Source organism: Acidovorax sp. Root70 (assembly GCF_001428225.1).
GTDB lineage: Bacteria > Pseudomonadota > Gammaproteobacteria > Burkholderiales > Burkholderiaceae_C > Acidovorax.
The window spans coordinates 62,110-77,626 of record NZ_LMHQ01000028.1 but is presented as its reverse complement, the minus strand read 5'-3'; the positions used below and the strand labels follow the sequence as shown (position 1 = coordinate 77,626).

The window sequence follows — 15,517 nt, the reverse complement described above, 5'->3', positions numbered from 1 at the left end:
CCGCCCCTTACTCCGAACAGTTGTCTGCCACGGAGCCCTTCATCGCTGGGCTGTTTTGTTGAGTATTTTGTGTGAGTATAACACAAATCCCTATCGATTCTGTCGGGTTAAAAAACCAACTAGTTATTAATCGACGTGATAGTAATTGTTCATCACACTGTCCTCCGGCCCTTGTGTCACAAGGCCACTGAATCGCTGCCATGCGCGCCAAACGCCTGGTCCTTGAGCCGTGTCAACTGGTCACGCACCCGCGCTGCCTGCTCGAACTCCAGATTGCGCGCATGTTCCAGCATGAGCTTTTCCAGGCGTTTGATCTCACGTGCCACGTCCTTTTCGGACATGTCCTCCACCTGGGCGCGCCGCAGGGCTTCCTGTTCCAGCCGCTCGGCATCTTTGCCGGCCTTTTCGCTGTAAACCCCGTCAATCAGGTCTCGTACCCGCTTGACAATGCTGCGCGGTGTGATTCCGTGGGCCTCGTTGTATGCGATCTGCTTGATGCGCCGACGTTCCGTCTCGCCCATGGCCTTTTTCATCGAATCCGTCATTCGGTCGGCGTACAGAATGGCCTGGCCGTTCAGGTTGCGCGCGGCGCGGCCTATGGTCTGGATGAGGCTGCGCTCGGCGCGCAGAAAGCCCTCCTTGTCCGCATCCAGGATGGCCACGAGCGACACCTCAGGGATGTCGAGCCCTTCGCGCAGCAAGTTGATGCCCACCAGCACGTCGAAAGCCCCCAGGCGCAGGTCACGGATGATCTCCACCCGCTCCACGGTATCTACATCGCTGTGCAAGTAGCGCACCTTCACGCCGTTGTCCGTCAGGTAGTCGGTCAACTGCTCAGCCATGCGCTTGGTCAAGGTGGTAATGAGTACGCGTTCATGCTTTTCAACGCGAATGCGTATTTCTTGCAGCACATCATCCACCTGATGGGTGGCAGGTCGCACCTCTACCACGGGGTCCACCAATCCGGTCGGGCGCACCACCTGGTCTACCACCTGGCCTGAATGGGTCTTTTCATAGTCGGCGGGTGTGGCCGATACAAAGATCACCTGCCGCATGCGCTGTTCGAACTCTTCGAACTTGAGCGGCCGGTTGTCCAGGGCAGAGGGCAGGCGAAATCCATACTCCACCAGCGTGGTCTTGCGCGCTCGGTCGCCGTTGTACATGGCGCTGAGCTGCCCGATCATCTGGTGGCTCTCGTCCAGGAACATCAGCGAATTCTTCGGCATGTAGTCGGTCAGCGTGCTGGGCGGGTCGCCCGGCGCCGAGCCAGACAGGTGGCGCGTGTAGTTCTCGATGCCCTTGCAGTGCCCCACCTCGCTGAGCATCTCCAGATCGAACCGCGTGCGCTGCTCCAGCCGCTGTGCCTCCACCAGCTTGCCGTCGGCCACCAGCTGCTTCAGGCGCTCGGCCAGTTCGATCTTGATGGTCTCCACCGCCGCCAGCACCTTGTCGCGCGGCGTGACGTAGTGGCTGCTGGGGTACACGGTAAAGCGCGGAATCTTCTGCTTGACGCGCCCCGTGAGGGGGTCGAACAGCTGCAGGCTCTCGATCTCGTCATCAAACAGCTCGATGCGGATGGCCAGCTCCGAGTGTTCGGCGGGGAACACATCGATGGTGTCGCCCCGCACGCGGAACTTGCCCCGACTGAAATCTGCCTCGTTGCGCTGGTACTGCATGCGGATCAGCTGCGCAATCACATCCCGCTGGCCCAGCTTGTCGCCGGTGCGTAGCGTCATCACCATGCGGTGGTAGCTCTCAGGCTCGCCAATGCCGTAGATGGCGGACACGGTGGCCACGATGACCACATCTTGCCGTTCCATCAGGCTCTTGGTGCAGCTCAGGCGCATCTGCTCGATGTGCTCGTTGATCGCGCTGTCCTTCTCGATGAACAGATCCCGCTGGGGCACGTAAGCCTCCGGCTGGTAGTAGTCGTAGTAGCTCACGAAGTATTCGACGGCGTTCTTGGGGAAGAACTCGCGGAACTCGCTGTACAGCTGTGCTGCCAGCGTCTTGTTGGGCGCGAACACGATGGCTGGGCGGCCCATGCGTGCGATCACATTGGCCATGGTGAAGGTCTTGCCCGAGCCCGTCACACCCAGCAGCGTCTGGAAGGTCTCGCCGTCATTCAGCCCCTCCACCAGCTTGTCGATGGCCTCGGGCTGGTCGCCCGCGGGCGGGTAAGGCTGGAACAGTTCAAACGGGGAATGGGGGAAGCTGACGAACTCGCCGTCTTGCTTTTCAGTTATGACTTCTGTGAGATCCGGCATGGGGGCGGTCAACGAGTGGGATGGGCGGGCCGTTAAAATCGGCTGAACCCGGCACAGTACACCACGCCCGGATTCTTCGCTACTGACAACCTTTCAAGGATTTTCATGTCTCTGTTCACCGCCGTCGAAATGGCCCCCCGCGACCCCATCCTGGGACTCAACGAGCAATTCAACGCCGACACCAACCCCAACAAGGTCAACTTGGGCGTAGGCGTTTATTTCGACGACAACGGCAAGCTGCCCCTTCTGCAATGCGTGCAGGCCGCTGAAAAGACCATGATGGAAAAGCCCACCGCCCGCGGCTATCTGCCCATCGACGGTATCGCCGCCTACGACGCGGCGGTGAAGGGCCTCGTTTTTGGCGCTGACTCCGACGTGGTCAAGAGCGGCCGCGTGGCCACCGTGCAAGCCATCGGCGGCACTGGCGGCCTGAAGATCGGCGCCGACTTCCTCAAGAAGATCAGCCCCAACGCCACCGTGCTGATCTCCGACCCCAGCTGGGAAAACCACCGCGCGCTGTTCACCAACGCCGGCTTCCCCGTCGATACCTACCCCTACTTTGACCAGAGCGCCAACGGCGGCCTGGGCGGCATCAACTTCGACGGCATGCTGGCTAAGCTGAAGGCCGCTGCTGCCGGCACCATCGTGCTGCTGCACGCCTGCTGCCACAACCCCACCGGCTACGACATCACTCCCGCTCAGTGGGAACAAGTGATTGCCGTGGTGAAGGAACGCAACCTCACCGCCTTCCTGGACATGGCCTACCAAGGCTTTGGCTACGGCATCGCCGAAGACGGCGCCGTGATCGCCAAGTTCGTGGCCGCTGGCCTGAACATCTTTGTCTCCACCAGCTTCTCCAAGAGCTTCAGCCTCTACGGCGAGCGCGTGGGCGCCCTGAGCGTGGTCGGCAGCACCAAGGAAGAAACCGACCGCGTGCTGAGCCAGCTCAAGATCGCCATCCGCACCAACTACTCCAACCCACCCACCCACGGTGGCGCCATCGTGGCCGCCGTGCTGGGCAACCCCGAGCTGCGCGCCCTGTGGGAAAAGGAACTGGGCGAAATGCGCGTGCGCATCAAGGCCATGCGCCAGAAGCTGGTCGATGGCCTGAAGGCTGCTGGCGTGAGCAAGGACATGTCCTTCATCACCACCCAGATCGGCATGTTCAGCTACTCGGGCCTGTCCAAGGACCAGATGGTGCGCCTGCGCAGCGAGTTTGGCGTGTACGGCACCGACACCGGCCGCATGTGCGTGGCAGCGCTCAACAGCAAGAACATCGACTACGTCTGCCAAGCCATTGCCAAGGTCATCTGAGCTGATTGAAGAAGCGGCGCTGAGGCGCCGGTTCTTGAGCGAAACGCTCCAGAACCCGCACAACGCGGCCCTTCTGGGGCGTTTGCCACTTCTGGGCCTGCCGGACGCCTGGTTGGTGGCGGGATGCCTGTTCCAGACCGTGTGGAACCTGCACTCCGGCTTGGCGCCCACGGCAAACATCAAGGACTACGACCTGTTCTATTTCGACGCCTCGGACCTGTCCGAAGCCGCCGAACAGGCCGAGCAAGACCGGGTCACGGCCCTCTTTGCCGACCTGCCGATCACCGTCGAAGCCAAGAACCAGGCCCGGGTGCACCTCTGGTACGAACGCTGGTTTGGCTACCCCTATGCGCCCCTCACATCGGCCCGCAATGGCATCGAGCGCTTTCTGGTGCCCTGCACCTGCGTGGGCCTGCAGCCTGCCGCCGACCCAGGCATCGAAGGACCTACGCTGTACGCACCCTACGGGCTGGAAGAACTGTATGCCGGGCTGATGCGACCCAACCCGGCCTGCCCGCATCTGCCACTGTTCGAAGCCAAGGCACAGAGCTACCGCGAACGCTGGCCGTGGCTGACGATCCAGGCGGGTCACGTCACGGCCTGATGGCCGTCTGATCGCTGCGGTCGATGGTTTTCAGGTGTTTTTGGCCTCAAGCGCTAGACAAACATGCGCTGACAGCTATCAAAAAAGAAGCGCCTTCTTACAACAACCTGTTGTAAATGGCAGATACCCATCACCCCCACAGCACCGACCGCATCGAGATCGATGCCGACTGGTAGCCTGTGTTGAAGAAACGTGGCATTTCGGTGGGCAGCACCGCCCCCGCCGCATACAGAAGCGGCAGATAGTGCTCGTGCGTGGGATGCGCCTGTTGGGCCACGGCACCCAGCTTCTGGAAGTCCTGCAAGGCACCCAACTGACCCTTCTTGATCTGCTCCTGCACCACCGTGTCGAACTCGGTGGCCCAGTCGTACGCCTCGTTGGCGGCTGTGCCACGGCGCGTGACACGCAGGTTGTGCACGATGTTGCCGCTGCCCACGATGAGCACGCCACGATCCCGCAGGCCTTTGAGCTGCTGACCCAGCGCATAGTGTTCGGCCGGGGCGCGGCTGTAGTCCATGCTCAGCTGCATCACCGGGATCTGCGCCTGGGGAAACATGGGCTTGAGCACCGACCAGGTACCGTGGTCCAGACCCCACTCGCCCTCGTCCACCCCCAGGGCCGCTCCGGTGGCGGGCGATTTCAGTTCGGCGGCCAGGCTGCGCGCCACCTGCGGCGCACCGGGCGCGGGGTACTGCTGGTCGAACAGTGCTTGCGGGAAGCCGCCAAAGTCGTGGATCGTCTTGGGGTTGGCCATGCCGGTCAGCTGCCAGCCGCCGCGCGTAAGCCAGTGGGCCGACACGCACAGGATGAGCTGTGGCTGCACCGCGCGCGCGGCCAGCTCTGCGCCCACGGCCTGCCAGCTACGGCGCCAGGCGTTGTCCTCGATGGCATTCATCGGGCTGCCGTGGCCCACGAACAGCACAGGCATGCGGGGCGAGGGCTTGAGCGCCTTCAGCGCGGGCGCCGTGGCGGCGCTGCTCAGGGATGAGGTCACGAAAGCTCCCGGAAAGGCGGCCAGGCCGGTGATGGCGGCCAAAGAGGTTCTGCGTTGCATGGGTCAGGGAGCGTAACAAATTATGTATAACGCAGGAAGTGAGCCCGTGCGCGCCACGAAGTTCCGGCGCTACGCCTTCCATTCAAAACCACGACACAGAGACAACCCACGCCATGACGACCGCCCTGCCCCAGCCCCTGCGCAATGCCCGCGTCCTGAGCCTCGCGCTCAACTTGCCAGGCCCTGCCGCCCTGATGCGCTGCGCGCGCATGGGGGCTGAATGCACGAAGCTCGAACCGCCACCGCCAGCGGGCTACCCCAGCGCCGACCCCATGGGCATCTACAGCCCCGCAGCCTATGCCACGCTGCACCAGGGCGTGCGGGTGGTGCACGCCCACCTCAAGACGCCCGAAGGTCAGGCCACGCTGCATGACGAGCTGGCCCGCACCGATGTGCTGATCACCTCCTTCCGCCCCTCGGCACTGGCCAAGCTGGGCCTCTCCTGGGATGCGCTGCGGGCCCGCTATCCGCGCCTGTCGCTGGTGCGCATCGTGGGCGCAGCGGCAGAGCGGGCCGAGGAGCCCGGCCACGACCTCACCTACCTGGCCGACGCTGGCCTGGTGACGGGCACCGACATGCCGCCCACGCTCTACGCCGACATGGGCGGCGCCCTGATGGCCAGCGAGGCCGTGCTGCAGGCTCTGCTGGAGCGTGCCCACACCGGCGGCGGCGTGTGCATCGAAGTGGCGCTGGCCGACGCCGCCGCCTGGCTGGCCCAGCCGCGGGACTGGGGCCTGACCACCCCCGACGGCGACGTGGGCGGCCACCACGCGGGCTACCGCATCTACCCCTGCGCCGATGGACGTGTGGCAGTGGCCGCGCTGGAGCCGCACTTTGCCGCCAGCCTGTGTGCCGCCGCCGGCCTGCCTGCCACGGGCGACCCGCAGGTGCTGCGCGCCCCCGCCACCCACGCCGCCGTGGCGGCGTTCTTGCGTAGCCAGACCCGGGCGCAGCTTGATGCGCTGGCCGTCGCGCAGGACATCCCTCTGCACACCCTGGCCTGAACGCCTTTTCTTGCGATGCAGAAACAAGGCACCGTTATCCGCTGGGACGCCGCCCGCGCGTTCGGTTTCATACGCAGCCCAGACACATCCGCCGATGTGTTCTTTCATGTGCGCGACTACCGGGGCAGCGCAGCACCGCGCGAGGGACTCGCCGTGGTGTACGAAGAAATCCATGTGGGCGGCAAAGGGCCCCGTGCCATGGCGGTGCAGCCTGCAGCCCATGCCGCAGGGGCCTTTCAACCCCGTCCGCCGACTCCGGCGCAGCCCGCATCGGTGCCACCGACGCGGCGCGCACCGGCGCAGGGGACGGGGCAGCCACAGGCCTCGCGCCGCCGACGGCCTGCGGCGACCAGCGCCTCGCCAGCCGCCGGATCGATGCTGATACACATCCTCATGCTCGGCTGGGCGGCGCTGCTGGCCTGGGGTGTCTGGGCCGGTCGGCTCCCGGGGTGGGTGATAGGTGCCGCCCTTGCCATCAACCTCCTCACCTTCGTGATCTACGCCATCGACAAAAGCGCCGCGCAGAACGGCCGGTGGCGCATCAAGGAAAGCCACCTGCACCTGCTGGGCCTGGCAGGCGGCTGGCCGGGCGCGTGGTTTGCCCAGCAGCGGTTGCGGCACAAGTCCCGCAAAGCAGAGTTCCGCGCGGTGTACTGGATGACGGTCGTGATGCACTGCGCCGCACTGGGGGCCTGGCTGGGCGGATGGCTGCGGTAGCAACATTTGACGTTGTTATCAATTTGATAGCAATCAACCCATGAAAAATGGACGCTACAGGCACTATGGGCCTGCGCGGCAGGCTACCACCACTCGACACGGCAAGGTAAGCTGACGCGCGAATGGCCCGCTGACCTACACCGCGCACCAGCGTGCCCAGGTTTCAATCCCGAAGGTCTGAAACACCTCGGGAGAAGCCCATGAAACCCCTCGTTCTTGATTCCACCATGACCAACATGGGCGGCGTTTTCTACCCCACCGGCCAGGTGTTTGCGCTGTTCCCCGACGAGGACTGCACGCGCCAGGCCGCACTTGCGCTGCAGGCCGCTGGCCACCAGGGCGACATCGCCTACGCCAGCCCCGACGTCATCCTGCAGGAGATCGTGCACACGCTGGGCATGGCAGATGCGCCATTGCCCTCTGTGGGGGCCGAAGGGGACATGGTGCGGCGCATTGCCGACCTGGCGGGTACCGGCTACCACGGCATGCTGATCGCCATGGCCGACAAGGACGAGATCGACACCCTGGTGAATGCCATTGCGCCCGAGGGTGCAGTCACGGCCTTTTATTACCGCACCTTCATCATTGAGGATCTGATCACGCAGCCCGCTGGCGACGGCCCGCAATCGGTGGTGGTCGGCACCCACGCAGCGGAGGGCTGAGAACGGGCTGAAGTACTGAGGGTGAAGCCGCGCGCCTGCCGTGATTGGCGGCAGGCCTAGACGCACCTCAGGAGGGGCTTGCCACGCGTCGCCACCCTCAGCCTCGGGCCCCCACCAAGAGGGCACAGGGCTGCGGCCCGCTATCAGCGCGGCTTGCGTGCTGACGGCTTGGCGCTGCCCGTGACGCGCGGCGGCAAGCCGGTGTGCTGGGTCAGGATGCGGCCCTTTTGCGGTTGACCCGGCTTGGTGGACTTGGCGGGCGCTGCTGCGGTGGCGCTCTTCACCCCCGTAGGCGTGGAGTTCTTGCGCCGCGCGCTCTGGTAGCCGCCGTCCGTCAGGGGCTGGAAGGTCGGGATCAGGTGGTGCTTGCCGTTGCCGATCAAATCCGCTCGGCCCATGGCCTTGAGCGCATCGCGCAGCAGGGGCCAGTTGTTGGGGTCGTGGTAGCGCAGGAAGGCCTTGTGCAGGCGACGGCGCTTTTCGCCACGCACGATGTCCACCGACTCCTCGGCTTCGTCGCGCATCTGGCGGCGCACCTTCGTGAGCGGGTTGCGGCCAGAGTGGTACATTGCCGTCGCCGAGGCCATGGGGCTGGGGTAGAAGGTCTGCACTTGGTCGGCACGGAAGCCATTCTTCTTGAGCCAGATGGCGAGGTTCATCATGTCCTCGTCGCTGGTGCCCGGGTGCGCGGCGATGAAGTACGGGATCAGGAACTGCTTCTTGCCCGCCTCTTCGCTGAACTTCTCGAACATCTGCTTGAAGCGGTCGTAGTTACCGATGCCGGGCTTCATCATCTTGGACAGCGGCCCCTGCTCGGTGTGCTCGGGCGCGATCTTGAGGTAGCCGCCCACGTGGTGCTGCACCAGCTCCTTCACGTACTCGGGCGATTTCACGGCCAGGTCGTAGCGCAGGCCCGAGCCGATCAGGATTTTCTTGATGCCCTTGAGCGCGCGGCCACGGCGGTAGATCTTGATCAGCGGGCCGTGGTCGGTGGTGAGGTTCTGGCAAATGCCGGGGAACACGCAGCTGGGCTTGCGGCAGGCCGCTTCGATCTCTGGGCTGCGGCAGCCCAGGCGGTACATGTTGGCCGTGGGCCCCCCCAGGTCGCTGATGGTGCCGGTGAAGCCCTTGACCTTGTCGCGGATGTCCTCGATCTCCTGAATGATCGAGTCTTCACTGCGGCTCTGGATGATGCGGCCTTCGTGCTCGGTGATGGAGCAGAACGTGCAGCCGCCAAAGCAGCCCCGCATGATGTTGATCGAGAAGCGGATCATCTCCCACGCAGGGATCTTGGTGCCATGGTCGTGGCTGCCGTTCTCATCGGCGTAGCTGGGGTGCGGGCCGCGTGCGTAAGGCAGGTCAAACACGTGGTCCATCTCGGCCGTGGTGAGCGGGATGGGGGGCGGGTTGAGCCACACGTCGCGCGCCGTCACGCCCTCGCCGTGCGCCTGCACCATGGCGCGCGCGTTGCCGGGGTTGGTTTCCAGGTGCATCACACGGTTGGCGTGGGCGTAGAGCACGGGGTCGCTTTTCACCTGCTCATAGCTGGGCAAGCGGATCACCGTCTTCTCGCGCGGGGGCACCTTGAGCCTGGTCTTGAGCGCAGGGTTGGCGACGAACTGGATCGCCTGGATGGTTGGATTGGGGCTATTTTGATCGGTAGCGCCGGTGGACTGTGCACCAACCGCTACAGAATCAGTAGCACCCCCCTCCTCCTTGCTGCAGCTGCTGCCTTGGGCTGCAGCCTGCTCGCTGGTCGTCATGTAGGGGTTGATATGCGCTTCCACCGGGCCGGGCTCGTCCACGGTGGTCGAATCGATCTCGAACCAGCCCTTGCCGCTTTCGTCGTCGGGCCGCCGCACAAAGGCCGTGCCGCGCACGTCGGTGATTTTTTCTACCGGCTCACGCGCTGCAATGCGGTGGGCCACCTCCACCAGCGCCCGCTCGGCATTGCCGTACAGCAGCAGGTCGCACTTGCTGTCCACCACGATGCTGCGGCGCACCTTGTCGCTCCAGTAGTCGTAGTGAGCGATGCGGCGCAGGCTGCCTTCGATGCCGCCCAGGACGATGGGCACGTCCTTATAGGCCTCGCGGCAGCGCTGGCTGTAGACGATGGCTGCGCGGTCAGGGCGCTTGCCGCCAATGTCGCCGGGGGTGTAGGCGTCGTCGCTGCGGATCTTCCGGTCGGCGGTGTACCGGTTGATCATCGAATCCATGTTGCCCGCCGTCACGCCCCAGAACAGGTTGGGCTTGCCCAGCACCTTGAAGGGTTCGGCGCTCTGCCAGTCAGGCTGCGCGATGATGCCGACACGAAAGCCCTGGGCCTCCAGCGTGCGGCCGATCACGGCCATGCCGAAGCTCGGATGGTCGATGTAGGCATCGCCCGTGACCAGGATGATGTCGCAGCTGTCCCAGCCCAGTTTCTCCATCTCCGCACGGCTCATGGGCAGGAACGCAGCCGTACCAAAGCGCTTGGCCCAGTACGGACGGTAACTGGTCAAGGGCTTTGCGGCGCGCGCAAAAAAGGAGACGTCAACGGGGGCGTTCATGCAGTGGGAGGGCGGCCACCCCGTGGTTTAACGGGGCATCGTGGGGCGCGGCTGTGGTGGGTAACCGGCGATTTTACGGCGGCAGGCCGTTTTTGTCGCTGTGCCTGCCTTGCCCCTGCACCAAGGAGGTCTTGACTCCCAGCAAGCATATACTTGCCAAAGTCAATCAATTGCATGACAAAGGCACTTATGACGGTATCCCGTGACTCTTCTCAGCCGCCCGCACCTGCGGCCCCTGTGCCCGCCAGTGCCGTCAAGGCGGTGCGGCGGTTCAACCGCTTCATCACCCGCCGCATTGGTGTGCTGGACCCGTACCTGGGCAGCAAGCTGTCGCTGACCGATGTGCGCGTGCTCTACGAGCTGGCCCATCGCGAAGCCCCCGTGGCCAGCGAACTCGCGCGCGAGCTGGGGCTGGACGGCGGGTACATCAGCCGGATATTGCGGCGCTTTGAGCAGGCGGGCTGGATCGAGCGCCGCGCCAGCCCGCAGGACGCGCGGCAGAGCCTGGTCACCCTTACCGCCGCCGGGCGCGCAGCGTTCGAGCCGCTGCAACAGCGCTCGCGCGACGAAGCCGCCGCCCTGCTGGCCCCCCTGCCCCCCGCACGGCGGCAGGAGGTGGTGGATGCCATGGAGCGGATTGAAACCCTGCTGTCCCCTACCCTGAACCCAGCAGAGGGCACCCGCGTTGCCGTGTTGCGCGACCCGCTGCCCGGCGATATCGGCTGGGTGGTACAGCAGCATGGCGAGATCTACTGGCGCGAATACGGCTGGGACAGCCGCTTTGAGGCCCTGGTGGCGGACATCGCCGCGCAGTTCCTGCGCAAGTTCCAACCCGCCTGGGAGAAAGCCTGGATCGCGGAACTCGATGGCGAGCGCGTGGGCTCGGTGTTCGTGGTGCGCAAGTCCGCCACCACCGCCCAATTGCGCATGCTGATCCTCAGCCCCAAGGCCCGGGGCTTGGGCCTGGGCGCACGGCTGACCGACGAGTGCATGGCCTTTGCGCGTGCAAAAGGTTACAAAAAAATGGTGCTGTGGACCAACAGTTGCCTCACGGCTGCGCGGGGCATCTATGCGCAGCGAGGTTTTGAACTGGTCAAGACCGAGCCCTACGAAGGATTTGGCCAACAGTTGGTGGGCGAGACCTGGGAGCTGAAGCTTTGACGTGAGCCGTACCTGCTCGCCCTGAGGCGGGAGGCGGCCCCCCCGCAGACCGAGGTCGCCCCAGCGCCGAGCCTGCAATCGGTGGCTGGTTGCCCTTTTACCACTCACCCACTTCGCGCACACGCTGCGCAAGGTCTGGTGCGCCGTCATCTCCTTCGTCCGCCGCGAGACTGGCCGCTGCAGCATCCGCCACCGACGCCCCTACGCCACCGCCGGAGGACACGGGGGCCGAAGAAGCCGTGAACCGGCCAAACAGGTGGCCGCCGAGGGTGGAAGACAAGGGGGCGGAAAATGGGTGGGCAAACATGGCGGTTCCTTTTTCTGCAGGCCAGGGTGCTTTCAAATGCATAGCAACAGCGTAGGCCACAGCAACAAGCCCGCAGTGTAGGAACGCATGCCCATTGCGTGTGTGACAGAACGCACGTTCCGAGCGGCGTTCGTGGTGTTCAGCCCTCGTCCGCGGCAAGGCCTGTGACTTTCTTCACGGTCGGCCGTGGGCCGACTCGAACGGGCGCCGCCTTACACTCTCCGCCCCATGCCCCAGACCCTGACTGCGCCCGCGCACAGTGAACTCCTTATCAAGAAAAGCCGTTTCATCGGCTGCGTACAACCCATGGCCGACCGCGCCAGTGCGCAGGCCGCGGTGGACGCGCTGTGGAAGCAGCACCCCGGCGCCGCCCACATCTGCTGGGCCCTGCTGGCCGGGGGCCAGTCGGCCGCCGTGGACGACGGCGAGCCTGGCGGTACCGCCGGCCGCCCTATGCTGGACGTGCTGCGCCACCAAGACCTGGAAGGCGTGCTGGCCACGGTGGTGCGCTACTTTGGCGGGGTCAAGCTCGGCGCGGGTGGCCTGGTGCGCGCCTACACCGACACCATTGCCCAGGCACTGCTCACCGCCCCCAAGGTCACACTGCAGCGCATGACCACGCTGCAATGCCTAGTGCCCTATGCACTGGAGGGGTTGCTACGCCGTGAGATCGAGGCAGCAGGCGCCGAACTGGTGGCCGTGCAACATGGCACCCTGGTCACCCTGCAACTGCGCCTACCCCAGACGCAGGCCGATCCTTTTGTACAGCGCATCAACGACCACGGGCAAGGCCGCGTGGGCTGGACGGAACCCGAGGCCTGACTGCCCTCCGTACCTTGGCCCTGAAGGCATTCAGGGCCCGGCCCCAAGGCAAGCCTGCACCCAACCCAGCCTCAAAAAACGGCTTGTGCGCCTACAACGGAGCGGCGGTTTGCACTTCACACTGCGGGTTTTCAGACTCTGAGGGCGCCTCATGAGCCAACCGCTCGACACCATCATCATCGGAGCAGGCACAGCGGGCCTAGCCGCCCTGCGTGAAGTGCGCAAGCGCACCGACCGCTACCTCATCGTCAACGAAGGCCCCTGGGGCACCACCTGCGCCCGCGTGGGCTGCATGCCGTCCAAGGCGTTGATCGAGGCGGCCAATGCCTTTCACCGCCGGCACACCTTCGAAGAATTTGGCCTGCGGGGCGCCAGCGCATTGGCCGCCGACCTGCCCGCCGTTCTGCAGCGCGTGCGCGCCCTGCGCGACGACTTTGTGGCGGGCGCCCTCCAAGCCACCAGCGGGCTGGGCAAGGCCCAAATGTCAGGGCGCGCAACACTGCTGGGGCCGAATTCGGTGGACATCGACGGCACGGCCTACGCGACTCGCAGCATCATCATCGCCACCGGGTCACGCCCACGCGTGCCAGACGAATGGCTGGCGTTTGGCGACCGCATGCTCACCACCGACACGCTGTTCGAGCAGCCCAGCCTGGGCCCGCGCATTGCTGTGATCGGCATGGGCCCGATTGGTGCGGAGATTTCGCAAGCCCTTGCCCGGCTGGGTTTGCAGGTGGCCGCCTTCACCACAGGGCACACGCTGGCGGGCCTGAGCGAACCGGAGCTCAACACCGAACTGGCGGCGCTGCTGAAGCAGAACATGGTGCTGCACATGGGAGCCGAAGCGCAACTGCGCGAAGTGCCTGGCGGCATCGAAGTCTCCAGCGGCAACAACCGTGTGGTCGTGGATCAGGTCATTGCCGCGATGGGCCGGGTGCCCAATGTCGAGGACCTGGGCCTGGAGACGCTGGGCGTGCCTCTGGACCGGCGTGGATTGCCCACGGTAGACCCGCAAACCCAGCAAATAGACAATTTGCCAGTGTTTCTGGCCGGCGACGCCAATACCCACACCCCGCTGCTGCACGAGGCCGCCGACGAAGGCCATATCGCGGGCATGAACGCCCTGGCCATCGCCCCCACGCGCTTCCGGCGCCGCACCTTGTTGTCCATCGTTTTTACCGACCCCAACATCGCCATCGTGGGGCCGCGCGTGGCCGACATGGACCCACACCACACCATCACGGGCACCGCCAGCTACGCAACGCAAGGCCGCGCCCGCACCGCCCAGCGCAACCACGGGCGCCTGTGTGTGTATGCAGACCATGGCAGTGGCCGCCTGCTGGGCGCCGAACTGTATGCCCCCGATGGCGAGCACCTGGCCCACCTGCTGGCCTTGGCGGTGCAGCAGCAACTGCCGGTGCATGACCTGCTCGGCATGCCGTTCTATCACCCAACCTTGGAGGAAGGCCTGCGCACCGCCTTGCGTGACGCGGCCCGCCAGCTGCCCCATACCCGTGTCTCCGACCTGGCCGACTGCCCCGCCCATGGGGTTCCTGCGCTGGACTAGCAAACGTCCCAGCCAGAAATAGCTGCACATGTAACAGCGCTCAAGCCTCGCGCAGCCGTGCCGATAATCTTCCATTGCCCCAAGGAGTCACCATGGACGTCGCCCTGACCAACAGCATCGTCAACACCGCTACCAGCCTGGCCAGCGCCAAGACGTCGGACGCCTTGAACATGGTGGTGCTGAAAAAGGCGCTCGACATGCAGGCCGTGTCGGCCAGTACCCTCATCGACGCCATGCAGCAGTCCATGCCCCAGCCTGCGCTGGCCACCAGCGGCACGCTGGGCACCAACGTCAACACCTTCGCCTGAAGGCCCGGGGCCGACTGCCGCCCCGCCGGCAGTTCAGCGCAAACGCGCCGGCGACAGCCCTTCCACCACCACGCCCTCGCGCATCAGTTCTTCGGCCAGCGGCTCGCCCCGCAACAGCTGCCGCGCCAGCAACGAAGCACCTGCCGCGCTCTGAATCCCATACCCGCCCTGCCCTGCCAGCCAGAAGAAGCCGGGCACATGGTTGTCCCAACCGATCACCATGTCGCCATCCGGCACGAACGAGCGCAGACCGGCCCAGGTGTGCGACGGGCGGCGGATCTGGAAATGGGTCATTTCCTCGATGTGATAGATCCCGGTGGCCACGTCCAGCTCTTCAGGCACCACATCGTGTGGATGGGTCGGGTCGGCATTGGCGGGTGAACCCAGCAACTGGCCCGCATCGGGCTTGAAGTAAAAGCTCTCGTCGACGCCCACCACGGCAGGCCAGTGGGTGGCGTCCATGCCCTCGGGCACGGAGAAGGTAAACGCCGTACGCCGACGCGGCTCCAGCCCGATGGGCGCCACGCCTGCCAGACCCGCCACCACATCGGCCCAGGCGCCTGCAGCGTTGACGATGGTGGGGGCAGCAAACACCCGCCCATCGGCCAGCGTCACCTGCCACACATCGCCTTCGCGGCGCACGGCCGTGACCTCGGCGTGGGTCAGCACCTGGCCGCCGCGCTGGCGCAGGCCACGCAGGTAGCCCTGGTGCAGGGTGTTCACATCAATGTCGGCCGCCTCAGGCTCGCTCATGCCTGCGGCGACGGCCTCGGGCTTCAGGCAAGGCAGCATCGCCAGCAGCTCGGCCCGCCCCACCCATTGCACATTGGGCGAGGTCGTATGCGCTTCCTCGTAGGTTTGCTTCAGCAAGTCCAGCTGGTCCGGCCCGGCCACGTAGACCACGCCCCGGGGCGAGAGGATGGGGTCTGCGCCAAACTCAGGCGGCGGCGCATCGTAAAACGCGCGGCTGGCCCGGGTCAGCGCCTGGATGTTGGGCGTGCCATAGGTCGCCATGTAGAGCGCGGCCGAGCGGCCGGTGGTGTGGTAGCCCGGCTGCGATTCGCGCTCCAGCAGCAGCACGCTGGCGCCCTGCCCTGCGGCGCCGGGCTGCATCAGTTGCCAGGCCACGGAGGCCCCGGCAATGCCCGCGCCAATCACGATGGTGTCTACGGTTTGCATGA

The 15,517-nt window shown here is 65.3% G+C and carries 14 protein-coding genes; 9 read left to right on the top strand and 5 right to left on the bottom strand.

The features are described from left to right. Positions 1-176: 176 nt before the first annotated feature. Positions 177-2,267 (bottom strand): excinuclease ABC subunit UvrB, encoded by a 2,091-nt coding sequence (gene uvrB, locus ASD94_RS14990; RefSeq protein ID WP_056644308.1) that lies wholly within the window; start codon positions 2,265-2,267, stop codon positions 177-179. A 105-nt stretch (positions 2,268-2,372) separates the two neighbouring features. On the opposite strand from uvrB, the gene ASD94_RS14985 reads away from it, so the two are divergent. After that, positions 2,373-3,581, top strand: coding sequence for an amino acid aminotransferase (locus ASD94_RS14985; RefSeq protein ID WP_056644306.1), 1,209 nt, complete (start codon positions 2,373-2,375; stop codon positions 3,579-3,581). Between the two features lie 34 nt (positions 3,582-3,615). Beyond that, positions 3,616-4,185, top strand: coding sequence for a nucleotidyltransferase family protein (locus ASD94_RS14980; protein ID WP_235510678.1), 570 nt, complete (start codon positions 3,616-3,618; stop codon positions 4,183-4,185). A 130-nt stretch (positions 4,186-4,315) separates the two neighbouring features. On the opposite strand, the gene ygiD is transcribed toward ASD94_RS14980, so the two are convergent. Then, positions 4,316-5,221 (bottom strand): 4,5-DOPA dioxygenase extradiol, encoded by a 906-nt coding sequence (ygiD, locus tag ASD94_RS14975; RefSeq protein ID WP_056644304.1) that lies wholly within the window; start codon positions 5,219-5,221, stop codon positions 4,316-4,318. Positions 5,222-5,352: 131 nt separating this feature from the next. On the opposite strand from ygiD, the gene ASD94_RS14970 reads away from it, so the two are divergent. The 3 genes from ASD94_RS14970 (at position 5,353) to ASD94_RS14960 (ending at position 7,622) form a co-directional block, all read left to right on the top strand. Then, positions 5,353-6,243, top strand: coding sequence for a CoA transferase (locus tag ASD94_RS14970; RefSeq protein ID WP_056644302.1), 891 nt, complete (start codon positions 5,353-5,355; stop codon positions 6,241-6,243). 15 nt (positions 6,244-6,258) lie between these two features. Next, positions 6,259-6,960: a cold shock and DUF1294 domain-containing protein gene (locus tag ASD94_RS14965; RefSeq protein ID WP_056644300.1), complete on the top strand. Its 702-nt coding sequence runs from the start codon at positions 6,259-6,261 to the stop codon at positions 6,958-6,960. Between the two features lie 200 nt (positions 6,961-7,160). Then, positions 7,161-7,622, top strand: coding sequence for a hypothetical protein (locus ASD94_RS14960; protein ID WP_056644298.1), 462 nt, complete (start codon positions 7,161-7,163; stop codon positions 7,620-7,622). Positions 7,623-7,765: 143 nt separating this feature from the next. Here ASD94_RS14960 and ASD94_RS14955 read toward each other — a convergent pair whose 3' ends face one another. Beyond that, the gene (locus ASD94_RS14955; RefSeq protein ID WP_056644297.1) at positions 7,766-10,171 is read right to left on the bottom strand and encodes a YgiQ family radical SAM protein; all 2,406 of its coding nucleotides are present in this window, start codon (positions 10,169-10,171) and stop codon (positions 7,766-7,768) included. Between the two features lie 189 nt (positions 10,172-10,360). Between ASD94_RS14955 and ASD94_RS14950 the strand changes: the two genes are divergently transcribed. Then, positions 10,361-11,332 carry a bifunctional helix-turn-helix transcriptional regulator/GNAT family N-acetyltransferase gene (locus ASD94_RS14950; protein ID WP_056644295.1) on the top strand — a complete coding sequence of 324 codons (972 nt, stop codon included), beginning with the start codon at positions 10,361-10,363 and terminating at the stop codon, positions 11,330-11,332. Positions 11,333-11,429: 97 nt separating this feature from the next. On the opposite strand, the gene ASD94_RS14945 is transcribed toward ASD94_RS14950, so the two are convergent. Beyond that, entirely contained in the window at positions 11,430-11,612 is a 183-nt protein-coding gene (locus ASD94_RS14945) for a hypothetical protein (protein WP_235510677.1), read from the bottom strand. A 255-nt stretch (positions 11,613-11,867) separates the two neighbouring features. On the opposite strand from ASD94_RS14945, the gene ASD94_RS14940 reads away from it, so the two are divergent. The 3 genes from ASD94_RS14940 to ASD94_RS14930 all read left to right on the top strand — a co-directional run bounded on the left by ASD94_RS14940 (position 11,868) and on the right by ASD94_RS14930 (position 14,336). Then, positions 11,868-12,461, top strand: coding sequence for a YigZ family protein (locus tag ASD94_RS14940; protein WP_056644291.1), 594 nt, complete (start codon positions 11,868-11,870; stop codon positions 12,459-12,461). A gap of 151 nt (positions 12,462-12,612) precedes the next feature. Beyond that, complete coding sequence (locus ASD94_RS14935) at positions 12,613-14,028, top strand: dihydrolipoyl dehydrogenase (RefSeq protein WP_056644288.1); 1,416 nt, start codon at positions 12,613-12,615, stop codon at positions 14,026-14,028. Positions 14,029-14,120: 92 nt separating this feature from the next. After that, positions 14,121-14,336, top strand: a complete 216-nt coding sequence (locus ASD94_RS14930; protein WP_056644287.1) for a YjfB family protein — start codon at positions 14,121-14,123, stop codon at positions 14,334-14,336. A gap of 33 nt (positions 14,337-14,369) precedes the next feature. Here the strand turns inward: ASD94_RS14930 and ASD94_RS14925 are convergent, their stop codons facing one another. Then, entirely contained in the window at positions 14,370-15,515 is a 1,146-nt protein-coding gene (locus tag ASD94_RS14925; protein WP_056644284.1) for an FAD-binding oxidoreductase, read from the bottom strand. Between the last annotated feature and the right edge of the window lie 2 nt (positions 15,516-15,517).